The 14,298-nt window shown below is 65.1% G+C and carries 13 protein-coding genes; 6 read left to right on the top strand and 7 right to left on the bottom strand.

Annotation, left to right across the window (positions count from 1 at the left end):
- On the top strand, positions 1-1,158 hold the full coding sequence (locus DAT35_RS13520; RefSeq protein ID WP_108067408.1) for an ABC transporter permease: 1,158 nt from the start codon (positions 1-3) through the stop codon (positions 1,156-1,158).
- Here the strand turns inward: DAT35_RS13520 and DAT35_RS13515 are convergent.
- The 3 genes from DAT35_RS13515 to DAT35_RS13505 form a co-directional block, all read right to left on the bottom strand.
- On the bottom strand, positions 1,155-2,189 hold the full coding sequence (locus DAT35_RS13515; RefSeq protein ID WP_043412497.1) for a rod shape-determining protein: 1,035 nt from the start codon (positions 2,187-2,189) through the stop codon (positions 1,155-1,157). The genes DAT35_RS13520 and DAT35_RS13515 overlap by 4 nt on opposite strands.
- A gap of 240 nt (positions 2,190-2,429) precedes the next feature.
- On the bottom strand, positions 2,430-2,930 hold the full coding sequence (locus tag DAT35_RS13510; protein ID WP_233261461.1) for a putative ABC transporter permease: 501 nt from the start codon (positions 2,928-2,930) through the stop codon (positions 2,430-2,432).
- Positions 2,931-3,111: 181 nt separating this feature from the next.
- On the bottom strand, positions 3,112-3,831 hold the full coding sequence (locus tag DAT35_RS13505) for a glycosyltransferase family 2 protein (RefSeq protein WP_108067407.1): 720 nt from the start codon (positions 3,829-3,831) through the stop codon (positions 3,112-3,114).
- Positions 3,832-3,983: 152 nt separating this feature from the next.
- Here DAT35_RS13505 and DAT35_RS13500 point away from each other — a divergent pair, with 152 nt between their 5' ends.
- Together DAT35_RS13500 and DAT35_RS13495 are read left to right on the top strand one after the other, a co-directional pair.
- Positions 3,984-5,087, top strand: coding sequence for an AAA family ATPase (locus DAT35_RS13500; RefSeq protein WP_108067406.1), 1,104 nt, complete (start codon positions 3,984-3,986; stop codon positions 5,085-5,087).
- The gene (locus DAT35_RS13495) at positions 5,084-5,947 is read left to right on the top strand and encodes a hypothetical protein (protein WP_108067405.1); all 864 of its coding nucleotides are present in this window, start codon (positions 5,084-5,086) and stop codon (positions 5,945-5,947) included. The genes DAT35_RS13500 and DAT35_RS13495 overlap by 4 nt, the downstream gene beginning before the upstream one ends.
- A 2-nt stretch (positions 5,948-5,949) precedes the next feature.
- On the opposite strand, the gene DAT35_RS13490 is transcribed toward DAT35_RS13495, so the two are convergent.
- Positions 5,950-7,386, bottom strand: coding sequence for an aminotransferase class V-fold PLP-dependent enzyme (locus tag DAT35_RS13490; RefSeq protein WP_108067404.1), 1,437 nt, complete (start codon positions 7,384-7,386; stop codon positions 5,950-5,952).
- Between the two features lie 125 nt (positions 7,387-7,511).
- On the opposite strand from DAT35_RS13490, the gene DAT35_RS58940 reads away from it, so the two are divergent.
- The 3 genes from DAT35_RS58940 to DAT35_RS13480 all read left to right on the top strand — a co-directional run bounded on the left by DAT35_RS58940 (position 7,512) and on the right by DAT35_RS13480 (position 12,967).
- Positions 7,512-7,667 (top strand): hypothetical protein, encoded by a 156-nt coding sequence (locus DAT35_RS58940; RefSeq protein WP_158501691.1) that lies wholly within the window; start codon positions 7,512-7,514, stop codon positions 7,665-7,667.
- 129 nt (positions 7,668-7,796) lie between these two features.
- Positions 7,797-8,861, top strand: a complete 1,065-nt coding sequence (locus DAT35_RS13485; protein ID WP_146209701.1) for a leucine-rich repeat domain-containing protein — start codon at positions 7,797-7,799, stop codon at positions 8,859-8,861.
- A 116-nt stretch (positions 8,862-8,977) separates the two neighbouring features.
- Positions 8,978-12,967, top strand: coding sequence for a glycoside hydrolase family 19 protein (locus DAT35_RS13480; RefSeq protein ID WP_158501690.1), 3,990 nt, complete (start codon positions 8,978-8,980; stop codon positions 12,965-12,967).
- Between the two features lie 4 nt (positions 12,968-12,971).
- Here the strand turns inward: DAT35_RS13480 and DAT35_RS13475 are convergent.
- The 3 genes from DAT35_RS13475 to DAT35_RS60670 form a co-directional block, all read right to left on the bottom strand.
- Positions 12,972-13,803 (bottom strand): IS5 family transposase gene (locus tag DAT35_RS13475; protein ID WP_108067401.1). Its coding sequence is split into 2 segments (ribosomal slippage): positions 12,972-13,439 and positions 13,441-13,803, totalling 831 coding nucleotides; the frame shifts between segments, so codons are not numbered across the junction.
- 63 nt (positions 13,804-13,866) lie between these two features.
- Positions 13,867-14,043: a hypothetical protein gene (locus DAT35_RS60675; RefSeq protein ID WP_233261460.1), complete on the bottom strand. Its 177-nt coding sequence runs from the start codon at positions 14,041-14,043 to the stop codon at positions 13,867-13,869.
- 28 nt (positions 14,044-14,071) lie between these two features.
- Positions 14,072-14,233, bottom strand: coding sequence for a hypothetical protein (locus DAT35_RS60670; protein WP_158501689.1), 162 nt, complete (start codon positions 14,231-14,233; stop codon positions 14,072-14,074).
- Positions 14,234-14,298: the final 65 nt, after the last annotated feature.

Raw genomic sequence — 14,298 nt, 5'->3', positions numbered from 1 at the left:
ATGATTCCGCTCTACTACAACACACGCAGCCTCTGGGCGCGGCGCCTGTCCACGGGGCTCACCGTGCTGGGCCTGGGGCTCGTCGTCTTCGTCTTCTCCGCGGTGTTGATGCTGGCCAATGGCATCGAGTCCGCACTGGCCTCGGGAGGAGACCCGCGCAACGTCGTGCTGCTCAACAAGGGCTCCACCAGCGAGCTGATGAGCAACGTGGGCCGGGACGCCCTGCGCGCCCTGGGCAGTGCGCCGCAGGTGGCCTCGTCGGCGGAGGGCGACCCGCTGGTGGCGGGCGAGCTGGTGGTACCGGTGCTGCTGCCGCGCGGGAACGGCCAGGAGGCCAACATCAACGCGCGGGGCATCGGACCCCAGAGCTTCGCCACCCGCCCGGTGGTGCGGCTCATCGCGGGCCGGGCGCCGAGAGCGGGGACGAACGAGATTGCCCTGGGCTCGGCGCTGGTGGGGCGCTCACCGGGGGCCAGGCTGGGCGGAGCGCTGACCTTCGCCGAGCAGCGCTGGCCGGTGGTGGGCATCTTCTCCGCGGACGGCGGGGCCTACGAGTCGGAGCTGTGGACGGATGTGAACCGGCTGGGCGCGGCGTTCGACCGGCCGGGGCTCAGCTCCGTCATCGTGCGAACGGGCTCGGAGCAGGCGCGCGACGCGTTCATCAAGGAGGTGAAGGGGGATCCTCGCTTCACGCTCGACGCGAAGCCGGAGCCTCAATACTGGGCGGAGCAGGCCACGTGGCTGGCCACGTTCATCCGGGTGCTCGGCCTGTTCGTGTCCTTCATCTTCAGCGTGGGCGCGGTGCTGGGCGCGATGATCACCATGTACGCGCAGGTGGCGTCGCGCATCACCGAGCTGGGCATGCTGCGAGCGGTGGGCTTCCGGCGGCGCAGCGTGCTGGCGAGCATCCTCATCGAGTCCGCGGTGCTGGGGGCGGCGGGCGGAGTGGTGGGCGCGCTGGGGGCGCTGGCCACACGGTGGATGGAGATCCGCACGCTCAACTTCCAGACGTTCGCCGAGGTGCGCTTCGGTTTCACGCCGACCCCGGGCATCGTGGTGGCGGCGATCGCCTTCGGGACGCTGATGGGCGCGCTGGGCGGATTGCTGCCCGCCCTGCGCGCCTCACGGCTGTCGATTCTCGACGCCCTGCGCGCCTAGCCCGGCTGGCAGACCTGGCGGAGGATGTCGAGCGACTCGAGCGCCTTGCCCGCGCCCATCACCACGGCGGACAGCGGATCCTCCGCGAGGAACACCGGCAGGCCCGTCTCCTCGCGCAGGAGCGTGTCCAGGTTCTTCAGCAGCGCGCCACCACCGGCCAGCACGATGCCGCGGTCGGCGATGTCACCGGCCAGCTCCGGCGGCGTGCGCTCGAGCGTGAGCTTCACCGCCTCGACGATGCCGTTGACGGGCTCGCTCAGCGCGTCTCGCACCTCGTCGCTGCTCACCGTGAGCGTGCGCGGCACGCCGGCCACCAGGTCGCGACCCTTGATCTCCATGGTCATGACCTCCTCGGTGGGGTACGCCGTGCCGATGCCCATCTTGATGAGCTCGGCCGTACGCTCGCCGATGAGCAGGTTGTACTTGCGCTTGACGTACTGGATGATCGCCTCGTCCAGCTTGTCGCCGCCAATGCGCACGCTCTTGGCGAACACGATGCCAGCCAGGCTGATGACCGCCACGTCGGACGTACCGCCGCCGATGTCGACGATCATGTTGCCGCTGGGCTCGGTGACGGGCAGCCCGGCGCCGATGGCCGCCGCCATGGGCTGCTCGATGAGGTAGACCTCGCGGGCACCGGCATTCGCGGCGGCCTCGCGCACGGCGCGGCGCTCCACCTCGGTGATGCCCGAGGGGATGCCGATGACGATGCGCGGGCTGACGAGCGACTTGCGGTTGTGCGCCGTCTGGATGAAGTAGCGAAGCATCGCCGCGGTGATCTCGAAGTCGGCGATGACGCCGTCCTTCATGGGGCGGATGGCCACGATGTTGCCCGGCGTGCGGCCGAGCATCTCCTTGGCCTCCTTGCCCACGGCGAGCACCTTCTTGCCGCCGCGCGCGTCCTGTTGGACGGCCACCACGGAGGGCTCGTTGGAGACGATGCCCTGTCCGCGGATGTAGATGAGCGTGTTGGCCGTGCCCAGGTCGATGGCGAGGTCACGCGAGAAAAGAGTGTGGAGCCAGTCGAACATACGGGGGCGGAAACTTTCAGAGGTGCGGCGTCATTTCCCTGAACCAAAAGGAACCGCGCGGCAACCTACTACGCAGGGCCCTCAGCAGGAAGAAAAGGCAACTGTCAAGGACAGGGCCCGGCCGGAGGGCGTCCGGCCCCATGGGCCTGCTGACCTGCCCCTCACCATCCCCTTTCCCCCTCGGAGAGAGGTCCGGGATAAGGGGATTTCCCCACATCGGGCTCGGTTTCCTGTCTCCTTTCAGTGGATGGGGTGGAGCTCGGTCTCCTCGGCGAGGAGGAAGGTGTCCGCCGCTTCCCCGGCCTCCTGCTCGGTGGAGACGGGGGTGAGGTGGTGGGGCTCGGCCACCGAGCCGTTTTCCACGGCATGGCGGTACTCGGGCGTCTGGCGCAGGGCCTCGCTGGTGACGCGCAGGAGGGCCTCGCGCACGGGCTCGAAGAGCAGGCTGGCGGCGTACCAGAAGGGGGCGTAGTCCAGGCGGATGAGCCCCTTCACGTTCCAGCCGCGCTTCTCGTAGTCCCAGGGACAGCGGCCGAGCACCCTGCGCAGCAGCCATCCGGTGGAGAACTCGACGCCGAAGATGACGGCGGTGTAGGCGAGCGCGCGCACGGGCCGGGGCAGGAAGCGCAGCCGGTCATGGAGCTGCTCCATCCCCAGCGCGGTGGCCCCGTAGATGGGGTGCATCCAGAGGTACGTCTTCGCCGTGCCGTGCCTGTCCCGCTGGAAGAGGGCCGTGCCCATCCCGGTGAAGCACACCTCCATCACCCAGCCTGCACACCCGTAGAGGAGGAATCGCGGAAGCACTCCCCGAAGCTAGGAACCGCCCTCGGAAAGGGCACCTGGGAGGGGCGGCGGGGGAGCAGCCGCTAGGCGGGCGGGCGGCGGGTAGTGTTGGCCGCCGGACAGACAGGGGCGGGGAGGCTCAGCGTTTGATGGAGTACTTTCCGATGGCGTAGAGCGCCCGGACGCCGTCCTTCCAGCCGATCTTCTTGCCTTCCTCGTAGGTGCGCCCGTGGTAGCTGATGGGGACCTCGAAGACGCGCCAGCCGCCGCGGGCGACCTTGGCGGTGATTTCCGGCTCGATGCCGAAGCGGTCCTCCTCGATGTCCACCGACCGGATGACCTCGGCCCGGAAGGCCTTGTAGCAGGTCTCCATGTCGGTGAGGTTGAGGTTGCTGGTCATGTTGGACAGGGTGGTGAGGAGCTGGTTCATCACCGAGTGCCAGAAGTAGAGGACGCGCCGGGGCGTGCCGGTGAAGCGGCTGCCGAAGACGACGTCGGCGTCCCCGTCGAGGATGGGCTGGAGGACGCGGGGGATTTCACGCGGGTCGTACTCGAGGTCCGCGTCCTGGACGATGACGATGTCGCCGGTGGACTCGCGGAAGCCGCGCCGCAGGGCCGCGCCCTTTCCCTGGTTCTTCTCCTGGAAGAGGATGCGCAGTTCGTTGCGGTTGGTGGGAGTGGCGCCGATGGCGGACAGACCCTCGGAGGCCAGACGCTGGAGCAGCTCGCGGCTGCCGTCCCGGGAGCAGTCGTCCACGATGACGAGCTCCTTGGGGAAGTCCACCGCGGTGACGCGGCGGAGGAGTTCAGCGAGGGTGGAGATCTCGTTGTAGACGGGGATGACGACCGAGACGAGCATGGCGGAGCGGCTCTACCCGATTTCCGCGCCCCGCGCGACTCTTCGGTGCGCTGGCTTGGCGAGAGACCGGTGAAGAGGAAGAAGATGGCACCCGTTTTCCCAGATGGACATGATGCCCGCCAGGGAGCCGGGCTCTCCGCCGGAGGTGGGACATGGCGTTCTCATTGAGCGTGCGCAACTACCGAGGCCTCCGCCGTGTCGATTGGAGCCCGTCGGGGGTCTGCGCCCTGGTGGGGCCGAACGGGAGCGGGAAGACGACGCTGATCGACGTGCTGCAACTGCTGCAGGATGCGAACAGGAGTGGGTTCTCGAAGGCCATCATCGGGCACGGTGGGGCCTACGGCCTGCGTCACTTCGAAGCGCCGCGAGACGAGCCGGTCGTCTTCAACCTGCGTGTCGAGGATGCGAGTTGGGAGGCCCGGCCCGAGGTCTTCCTGGGTCCTGGTGGGGCGCGCCTTCCGAGCCGGGAAGTGCTCACCGTGGGGGAAGACATCATCAACGAGGGGGAGTTCGAGGCGGAGGCCGAGTACTCGGAGTCCGCTCTTCAGGAGGCCCTTCGCAGTACAGAAGTTCCGGAATCGCTCCGGCGTCTGGTCGAACTCCTCTTCTCCTACCGCTACTACCGCCACTACGCGCTCGCGGGCCTTCGCCGGGAGGGCTCCCTCCTCAGTGGAGATCTGCGGCTGCTCGACGATGGGCGAAACCTTTTCGCGGTCCTGATGAACTGGCGTAACCGGCGTGACCAGCGGGACCGTTGGGACTTCGTGGCCAAGGGCTTGCGCGACTGCTATCCGGAGCTGTTCTCGGACTTCTCCTTCCCGATCGCGGCCAACATCGTGTCCTGCGAGGTCCATACACCAAGCGGCCACACGCTGACTCCGGCGCTGCTCCCGGATGGGTTCCTCGTTGCCCTGATCCACCTCTGTGCCGTCGCGTCGACGATGCCTGGAGGCGTACTCGCCATCGACGAGCCCGAGAATGCGCTGCATCCCTACTCCATTCGCCGCTTGATGGATGCCTTCCGCGAATGGTCGGACGCGCATGACATGACAGTGCTCCTGGCCACCCACTCCCCCGTCATCCTCGACACGTTCAAGGCGTTGCCGGAGAAGGTGTTCGTGATGGAGCCGGGTCAGGAGGTGTTGCCGGTGCCACTCGACCAGCTCAAGAAGCGGAGCTGGCTGGCCCACTTCTCGCTGGGAGACCTCTACGAGCACCTCAAGTACGGAGCGCCAGTGGGAGCGGATGAGGCGTGAGCGCACGTGTCGGGCTCATCGTGACGGGGCAGTGCGAGAAGAAGGGGCTCGGTCACTCGCTCGCGCGCGTTTTTCCCGAGGTTCAGTTCGAGTTGCTCGACCGGGTCGAGTCCTTCACGAGCGCTGATGTCCGGGAGACTCCCAGCTCGAGCGAGCCGGGCACGACACTCGACAAGTTCGCTGCGAGCATCGTGGCGGCGGTCGAGGAGGAGCCGCCGGACCTCGTGGTGGCGATTGACGACCTCGAGTTGGTCAACGCTCCCCACCCCGAGCTGGTGGTCAGCAGGGTGCGCGACGCGGTTCATGCGCATCTCGCCCGCCACTCGTGGACGTCCGAGGCAACGCGCGTGAAGGTCACCCAGCGCGTCCGGGAGCGGTGCTCGTTCCACCTGCTAGCGCCGATGGTCGAGGCCTACTTCTTCGCCGAGCCGGCAGCGCTCGTACGCGCTGGGGCGAGTCGGCCTTCTGGCGTCGATGCGGCGGCCATCGACCTGGAGGCGTTCGTCACGGACGACCCCGGCTTCCTCAACCATCCCTTCGCTCGGCACAAGCAGAATCCGAAGCAGAAGTCCTGGGCCATTCCCATGCCTGACCGGGCCCGGCACCCGAAGCACTACCTGCGCTTCCTCTGCGACCCGATGAACCCCTACACGGACCGTTACGTCGAGACGAAGGGCGGAGCCGAGGCCCTGCGCGAGCTGGACTGGGCTCGCGTCTTCGCGAACAGGGAGCGTGTCCGTCTCGCCCGCTCACTGTTCGAGGACATCTCCGAGCGGCTCGGAATGCCCCACCCATTCCCTGGGACGGGGCACCCGGCGATGGCGAGCTTCAAGACGGCGCGCGTCCTCCGCAACCTCTGATGTCAGGCCGCCCGGCGCAGGGCCTCCAGGAGCGCGTCCAGGTCCGCGTCGGTGGTGAGCGGGTTGATGAGGGTGGTGCGCAGCCACACTCGGCCGCCGAGCGTCGTCTGCACCAGGTAGAAGTCGCCGCTCGTGATGAGCGACTCGCGCAGGCGCACCTGGAGCGCGTCGAGCTCCGAGGCGGGGACACCCCGGGGCGTATGCCGGAAGCAGACGATGTTGCAGTCGGGAGGAACGGCCAGCTCGAAGTCCCCGGAGGACTGGAGGCGGTCGGCGAAGCGGCGGGTCAGGTCGAAGGTGTCGGTGATGTAATCCGCGAAGAGCTTCGTGCCCAGCACGCGCAGGCAGGTGTACAGCTTGAGCGCCATCATCTCCTTGGTGCACTCGAGCGTACGCAGCGCCACGTCGCTCCAGCGGCGCGTGTCCTGGCCCGTGAAGAGGTAGGAGGCTTCCTGTGCGAAGGCTTCGAAGGAGCGGGTGCCGTCGCGGAAGAGCACGGCGGTGATGAGCGCCGGCATCATCATCATCTTGTGCGCGTCCCACACCACCGAGTCGGCGCGTTCAATCCCTTTCACCTGGTGGCGGTAGCGGGGGCTGAGCGCGGTCGAGGCGCCGTGGGCCCCATCCACGTGGAGCCAGAGGCCATGCTTCTCGCAGAAGTCGGCCACGGCCTCGAGCGGGTCGAAGGCACCCGTGGCGGTGGAGCCGGCGCTGGCCACCACGGCGATGGGGCGGCGGCCGGCACGTCTGGCCGAGGCGAGCGCATCTTCCAGGGCCTCGGGGCGCAGCCGGTAGCGTGCGTCCACGGGAACGGGGGTGACGCCCTCGGCGCCCCAGCCCATCACCTTGGTGGAGCGGGCGATGCAGTAGTGGGCGGACTCGGGGACGAGTACGGTGAGGGGAGGGCCCGCGGTGGGGCCGCCACTCCACGCGTCATATCCCGCCTTCGCCTGGCGCGCGGCGAGCAGGGCGGTGAGGTTGCCGGCCGAGCCGCCCGAGGTGAGGACACCGCCCGAGCCCTCGGGCAGGCCGAGCACCCCGGCCATCCAGCGCAGCACGTTGTGCTCCATGGCGGTGGAGACGGGCCCCATCTCGTAGACGGCCATGCCGTTGTTGAGGAGCGAGGAGACGAGGTCGCAGAGGGCGGCCATGGGAAGGGGGGCCGACACCTGGTGGCCCACGTAGCGCGGGTGGTGCAGGTGGTGGGAGGCGTCGAGGACTCGCGCGAGGAGCTCCGAGAGGTCGCCGGAGGGTTGCTCGGGGAAGTCCGCGGGGAAGTGCTCGAGGTGGGTGGAGGGTGGGGCCCAGGGCAGCACGGGGCCCTCGCGGCGGGTGGTGCGGGCGAGGTGGTCGGCGAGCTGGTCCACCAGCCGGTGCCCGAGCTGACGGAAGTGCTCGGGGTCATAGGCGGCGGCGAGGTTCGGGCGGAGGGAAGACATGGGCTGTGCATCGCGCTGGTGCGCTCCGGCGTCAACCCTCCATTCCGGAGGGGGCGGGCAGGCGGGGGGCAGGCGGGAGCAGAGCCCACGGCGGAGGCCCCTTAGCGGCCAGCTTCGGCGTCGCGATGGCGATCGACCCGAAGGACCACATCGTGCTCTCCATGAATGCCTCGGGGCGGCTCGTCCTGGGGGCGATCGACAACGATGGCCACATTGGCATCACCGGCTTCCTGCAGGGTGCTCCCGGCGCCGGGCCTGGGCATGGTCACGAGGGGTGCTAATCTGTCATCGAACTTTGTTTCAAAGGGGGGCGCTTGCGAGCCCGTCACCTGTGGGTCCGTGTCATCTGGGTCGTTTGGGGGTTGTTCCTCTCGACGGCTGCAGCGGGTGGACAGGCCGACCCAACCCCCTTGTGCAAGCGGACGCCGCGGATTCGCGATGCCATTCAACGCGCGAGTTGCCCCAAGTGCTCCTGTCAGCAGGTTACCCGGGAGCAACTGGCCGCTCTGCGTGAGCTATCGCTGCGCCAACTGGGCCTGACGGCGCTCAAGCGGGGGGATCTGTCGGGTTTGACCCATCTGGAGGTGCTCGATCTCACGGGCAATCCGTTGAAGGCACTCCCCGACAGTCTTCCCTCCGAGCTCGGCGCGCTCAAGAGCATGAAGTTGGACCTGTCCTTGTTCACCAAGCTCCCCGATGGTGTGGTGACGCCCCTGCTCGACAGACCTGGTTTCAGCTGGGAGATGGCCTACCCGAGTGGGTCCTGCGCAGCGTACGAACTCAAAGAACCGCAAGAAGAACCAGCCCTGCCCCTGTCCGAGCTCGAGGCGGTTCTCCAACTGTCCCCCTCTCATGGGAGGATCGACATTCGGGCCTGGACCAGAGGCATCTATCTCGTCGGGGTCTGGACCAGGACGAACGATCTGGACCTGTTCGCGGTTTCCAAGGGCCCTGATCAGCGACTCTCCCTGCTGGCCAGAGCGGAACGCCCTGTCGTCCTTTCGGGCGACTTCCTCTATGGATTCGATCTCGCCCCCTATCGACTTACCCCAAGCGAGCGCGGCTTCGGGCTCCGGCGCGACGCGAGTGGGGGCGTTCCCTATCAACGGCTGGCCGAAGAGGAAGAACTCCAGATCTTCAGGATTCGTGAGGGGAAGATCGAGCGGGTGTTGAGGACGGTCGCCTACACGCGCTACATCCAATCAGGATCTCCTCCCGCACTTGCCGATGCCGAGGACATCGATTACGCGGAGTGGAATTACGAGGAGCAGACCTGCTCCGTGATTGCGGTTGCCCGCTCGAAGACCCGAGGAGTCTTCAACTGGGTCAAGGCCCAATCGAACTACACCACGAAGAAGCAGGCCGCGGACGAGAAGCCCGGTGCCGAGTTCTCCACAGTGGTGTTCCGTTGGACGGGTGAGCACTACGAAGGCTCGGGTGAGCCCACGACCTCCTATTTCTTCAACGACGAATAGCCCCATCCGGGCCGTCATGGAGGAGCGTGAGCCCACCGGCCTGCCACTGGCCTTGGAGTGCTCCGCTGTTCAGCCCCCCATCACATATGTCATTCTCCTGCGTGGGGGGGGAACTCATGAATGTGACGTATCCGTTGTTCGGTTTGCCCGGAAGTCCAACCAGTCCTTCGGCACTGCCCTCGGCCCTGTACGACAATAATGAGCGGGGCGGTGGTGGATTCTTCGGGGTGGGGGCCAATCGCTTCTGGCACGGCGGGATTCACCTCTGTGCCAAGGACGTGCCTATCCGGGCTATTGCGGATGGGCACGTGGTCGCCTACCGGATGAATGATGTCCTTCAGGAAGCAGACCTCGCGGATGGCCATCCGGCACGGAAGTTCTCCTCGGGGTTCGTCCTGATCAAGCACAAGCTTGTCACACCCAAGGGGGGCGAGATCCCCTTCTTCTCCCTCTACATGCACCTCAAGCCCATGACGGCGGAGGAGACCAATCAGGAAAGCGGCCTCAATGAGGCGCCGCACATCTTCAAGAAGACCCACTACGTCGTCGCGGACAGCCCTCGTGGCTCTGGCTTGCCGGTCATCGACGACAGGGCCTCCACCCTCAAGGGGGTCATCCCCTTTGGCGCGCACTTCACGGTTCACCCAGATGATGACAAGTGCAAGAACGAGCGCTATCGCAAGATCAAACTCCTCACGGCTCGTGTGAAGGGATATGTGGTGGTGGATCCGTCCAGGCTCAGGGCTCCACTTCCTCTCCTCAGGAGGAGCAAGGGACGAATCTTCACCGAGGACGCGGTGCCCATCCTCGACGATAACCTGCAACCCACGGGCAAGAGCCTTCCCAAGAATGGGTTCTTCATCTCCGAGGTCACGCCCGCTCAGTACTCGAGGCTGAGGTACGCGAAAGTCGTCTGTTTGAAGCGTGACCCCACTGTCGGCTTTATCGAGGACTTCGCTGCCTGCACGGAGCGGGTCTCGGGTAACTACTTCCGGGTGAAAAGCGACAAGCCGTTGTGGGATCCCGGTAGCGGGACGACTCTCATGACGGTGAGCGCGGATGCTTATGTCGCCTTGGAGGGGGGAGCCGTTCCCGCCAACCATTGGACCCGGCTCACTCCCCACAATACCAAGAAGTTCACCAAGGTCCGGTTCTTCGCGAACGCCGTCACCGGCTTCGCGTTGATCGACCCGCCCCGAGCTGTGGCAGTAAAAAAGACGGCAAAGCGTCAGCCTCTCGAGGTGCTCGATGCGACCGGGCTGCAACTCGCGACCATTGGCGCGGAAGAGGAATACCTCGCGCTGGGTGAGCGCCCTGCATCCGACTCGGTCCTGGCCCCCTTGACCGTGTGCAAGATCAGCTATCCCGATCCGTCCGCGGCCGAGCGTACCGAAGGCTATGCCTTCCTTCGTGCTGGCTACGACTTCATGAAGCTCGATCCCACCACTCCGGAAACAAGCACCCTCCATCTGTGGGGGGAGCCCTCCATGACGGCGCTGTGGGACAATGGCATCCTGGATGCCACTGGCAATGCCATTAAAGTTGGCACCAGGCCAGTGGAGCTCGAAATGGACCAGGTCTTCGAGTTGCTGGACGATTCGAGCATTCCAGAGGGCCACTGGTCACGGCAGGTCGGATGGCGCAAGGTGTCGTTCACCCACGCGGCAAGGCAGGGGCAAGCCTCCCTCAACATCGAAGGGTATGCCTGGGTGGGGTCTCACACGACGGTGGTTGCGCCTCCGAGCGGAACTTCCACTGCGGCCAGTCCCCAGACATACAAGCTCTTCAACCCCTACGTGGCCCGTGGGATGATTCAGCACCAGCCCCCCGAAACCGCGACCTGCTCTTACCGACCCAATGGGAGCATCAGCAATTACCTCAAGACGGAGAAGGTGGCCACTAAAGGGCATTCCTATTCTTGGGATGGCCGTTTCGACGGGGTGACCGTCCATGTCTCCGCAGATGAGAAGTCCGCGGTCCTGGGGGTGCTAGAGATGGGCACTACCCTCAAGCTCAAGGCGGACGTGACCTTCAAGTCCCAACTTCTGGATGGCAATTACGGTTGGGTACCCACGGTCACCAAGATGCAAGAGCTCTCGGACGGCGGATTCGTCTACGTGGATGGACTCCAGGTCACCAAGCGGACCGAATTGCCCAAGCCCATCGAGTTCAACAAAGTGGTCACCCTGGCCACACCCATCCCCATCAAACGGGGTGACATCGTTGGATTCCCGGGCCAGACGGACGAAGGAGGGGATCAGTTTCATTTCGAGGTGTTCATGGACGATCACTCCTTCACCGACAACCCGTCCGCGGACAAATGGGGTCAGGCGTTGGTACACATCGATCCAGAGGCGAAGTTCTACGTGCGCCAGGTCAAGGCGGCCTCAGCGAGCGGTACGCTTTCCCTGCAAGGGCCGAGTCTGGTCACCATCGCCGAGAAGGATTTCTCGCAACGGGATGCGCCGGGAGGGGTCATCCTCTTCAAGGTCAAGAATGCACCGACCACGGGATGGATTGCGTCCGCGGACATCGATACCGTTGAGGGCTCCGGCTCGGGCACCCTGAAAAGAGACGTCACACGACTCTACAAGGAGACAGTGAAGGTCGAGAAAACGATCCGGGAGACCATCAAGGACGAGCACAATGTGGACAAGGTGGTCGAGAGGAAAGTGGAAGTGCAGCAGGTCAATCCTGCGCGTGGCCACTATGCGATGAATGGCACGACGGGACGGACCCTCAAGGTTCTCGAGACCGAAGGAGAGGCCGCTCGTGTCGAGATCGTGGAAGACATCTCCGGTTGGCTCACCAAGGCCGAGTTCGAGTCCAAGGCCACGAACGTGGGGTGGGACGCGGAGAAGGTCTACCGGTACGAATTGTCCTCCGCAGTCACCCTCTTCAAGGACAGTCCGGCGGGTTCCTATGAAATGAAGGAGCCCACGGGCGTGGACAAAGAGCGCTTGAAGGGCAAGGTGGCGGCACTACCGAGGAAGAGAAGGCTCGACAAGGACTGGCTCGAGTTCGACGGAAAGGATGTCGAGACGTGGATGGAGCTCTCCGGCAAGCAGTGGCTCGGAGTGAAGGCCGACTCCACGCAGACGATCTGGTTCGACTCCTCCGTGGCTCGGCATCTTTCTCCGGCATACGATTGGCTTGACTGGCAGTTCTTCCAGGAGGCGGCGCGAGCTGACGATCCGGCGACCACGAGCGTGGCCGAGAACACCTTTGACAAGGACGGCTTCTGTGATCTCGAATCGCTGCTTGAAATCACTGGCGCGCCGAGCCGTAGGGAGAGTCTGCCGAAGTTGAGGCGTTTTGGTTTCGCTCATCCCACCGAATGGATGTATCAGACAGATGCCTCATTCAATAAATGGGAACGATTGAGGCATGCGCCCTGGAGTTACGAGGACGAGCCCTATAACAAGCTGCTTGACTACATCAAGTCCTTCCAGTGGTGGAACGCCGTGTCCGGTGTCCCCGCGGCGAACAAGGTCTGGCACGTCCACCCCGTAGGCTTCATTGAGCAGTTGCGCGGAATGTTCCGGCTCAATGCAAATCAATTGATCGAGATCTTTGGCAGTAGTACCGCGTCCAGGATGAGGGGCGTTATCGAGCCTCTCTGCGTCACCCTTGACCGGTACCAGATTACAACGCCCCTTCGCATCGCGCACTTCGTGGCTCAGACGGGGGCTGAGACAGGGGCTTTCGCCTTGATGCGGGAAACGGGCAATCCGGACTACAGTGACCGGCCCGACCTGGGGAACATCTATCCAGGAGATGGAAAGACTTTCTTCGGGCGGGGGTTCATGCAACTCACGGGTCGCTTCAATTACGAGGCCTACGAAAAATACATCGGGGAAGACGTCACCTCCTCGTACAATCAGGCGGACAAGCTCGCCGCCGCACGTTTGGCCTTCGACTCCGCTGGATGGTTCTGGAAGAAAAATGGCCTCAACGAACGCGCTGACAATGCGCGGAAACGGCCTGATTTCGAGGTTGTTCGAGAAATCTCGACCATTATCAATGGTGGTTGCAATGGCCTTGGCGCTCGTCTGCACTACTTCAAGCGCGCCAAATACGTCCTTTGCGGAGACATTGACTCCTAAGAGCCTATTTCGGTAGGAGCGCGTGGAACCAGGTGATGATGCCCAGCGCGAAGTGCAGCATCGCTAGGTAGGTGTCCTCTCGCTTCTCCCAGCGCACCAGGAGACGGCGGAAGCGAGTAAGCCAGGAGTGGGTACGCTCCACCACCCAGCGCCGCGCCTTCTTGCTCGCACTGCGCTTCACCTTCTTGGCGTGTGGCTTGCGAGGTGGCAGGTGCAGGGTGAAGCCGAATTCCTCCGCCAGAGCACGTACCTCGTCATAGTCGTAGCCCAGATCCACGCACAGGTGCTGAAGCTGGCCTTCAGCGGCAGCGGGCCGCGGCACCGGCATGGACTCCACGGTGTTGCGCATCAACTTGAAGTCTGGGGTGTTGGCGCCGCCGACTGCGATACCGACAGGTGCCCCGCGTCCATCCGTCAGCACGCTCTTCTTGGTGCCCTTTTTCGCTCTGTCGGTGGGGTTGGGGCCGGTTTTTTTCCCCACCCAGCGGGGCCTTACCCATGGCCCCGTCCAGAGACAACCACTTCCAGTCAATGCCCGTCAGGGCCTGGTAGGCCAATAGCCCTTGGCGCCAGAACTCCAGGAACACGCCTGCCTCCAACCACTCCCGGAAACGCCGGTAGGCAGATGAGGGGCCGCAGATGCCGGTGGCCTTGAGCGCTCGCCACTGCATGCCCGTACGCAACACCAGCAGGATGCCGTCCAGGGCCCGCCTATCCGGTGTGCGCGGGTTGTGGCAGCCCAGCGGGTGCTGCGGTCGAGGCGGTAGGAGCGGCTCCAGTTTCGCCCACAATTCGTCCGGAACCCGCCAACCGTCGTCCTGCTTCACCAGTCCCATCGCTCTACACCTCCAACCCATATAACGTCGGAGGTCATGTCCGCATTCCTACCGGAACAGTCACTAAAGGGAGGGGGTAGGGGAAGAGCGGCGTGCCTGAGGCGGGCAGGTGAGGGGGGCGGAGCCGCCCGAGGTGAGGACACCGCCCGAGCCCGCGGGCAGGCCGAGCACCCCGGCCATCCAGCGCAGCACGTTGTGCTCCATGGCGGTGGAGACGGGCTCCATCTCGTAGACGGCCATGCCGTTGTTAAGGAGCGAGGAGACACGGTCACAGAGGGCGGCTCATGAGAATGGGCGCCGACCCTTGGTGGCTATCGCGGCGGGTGGTGCGGGCGAGGTGGTCGGCGAGCTGGTCCACCAGCCGGTGCCCGAGCTGACGGAAGTGCTCAGGGTCATAGGCGGCGGCGAGGTTCGGGCGGAGGGAAGACATGGGTTGTGCATCACGCCAGTGTGCCCCGGCGTCAACCCTCCATTCCGGAGGGGGTGGGCAGGCGG

This window comes from Vitiosangium sp. GDMCC 1.1324, assembly GCF_003044305.1.
Lineage (GTDB): Bacteria > Myxococcota > Myxococcia > Myxococcales > Myxococcaceae > Archangium.
This window is presented reverse-complemented; position numbering and strand designations above follow the sequence as displayed.

Coding starts and splice junctions, on each gene's coding strand:
- DAT35_RS13520 (WP_108067408.1), top strand. CDS start 1: ATGATTCCGCTCTACTACAACACACGCAGCCTCTGGGCGCGGCGCCTG.
- DAT35_RS13515 (WP_043412497.1), bottom strand. CDS start 2,189: ATGTTCGACTGGCTCCACACTCTTTTCTCGCGTGACCTCGCCATCGAC.
- DAT35_RS13510 (WP_233261461.1), bottom strand. CDS start 2,930: ATGGGCACGGCCCTCTTCCAGCGGGACAGGCACGGCACGGCGAAGACG.
- DAT35_RS13505 (WP_108067407.1), bottom strand. CDS start 3,831: ATGCTCGTCTCGGTCGTCATCCCCGTCTACAACGAGATCTCCACCCTC.
- DAT35_RS13500 (WP_108067406.1), top strand. CDS start 3,984: ATGGCGTTCTCATTGAGCGTGCGCAACTACCGAGGCCTCCGCCGTGTC.
- DAT35_RS13490 (WP_108067404.1), bottom strand. CDS start 7,386: ATGTCTTCCCTCCGCCCGAACCTCGCCGCCGCCTATGACCCCGAGCAC.
- DAT35_RS58940 (WP_158501691.1), top strand. CDS start 7,512: ATGGCGATCGACCCGAAGGACCACATCGTGCTCTCCATGAATGCCTCG.
- DAT35_RS13480 (WP_158501690.1), top strand. CDS start 8,978: ATGAATGTGACGTATCCGTTGTTCGGTTTGCCCGGAAGTCCAACCAGT.
- DAT35_RS60675 (WP_233261460.1), bottom strand. CDS start 14,043: ATGGCCGTCTACGAGATGGAGCCCGTCTCCACCGCCATGGAGCACAAC.
- DAT35_RS60670 (WP_158501689.1), bottom strand. CDS start 14,233: ATGTCTTCCCTCCGCCCGAACCTCGCCGCCGCCTATGACCCTGAGCAC.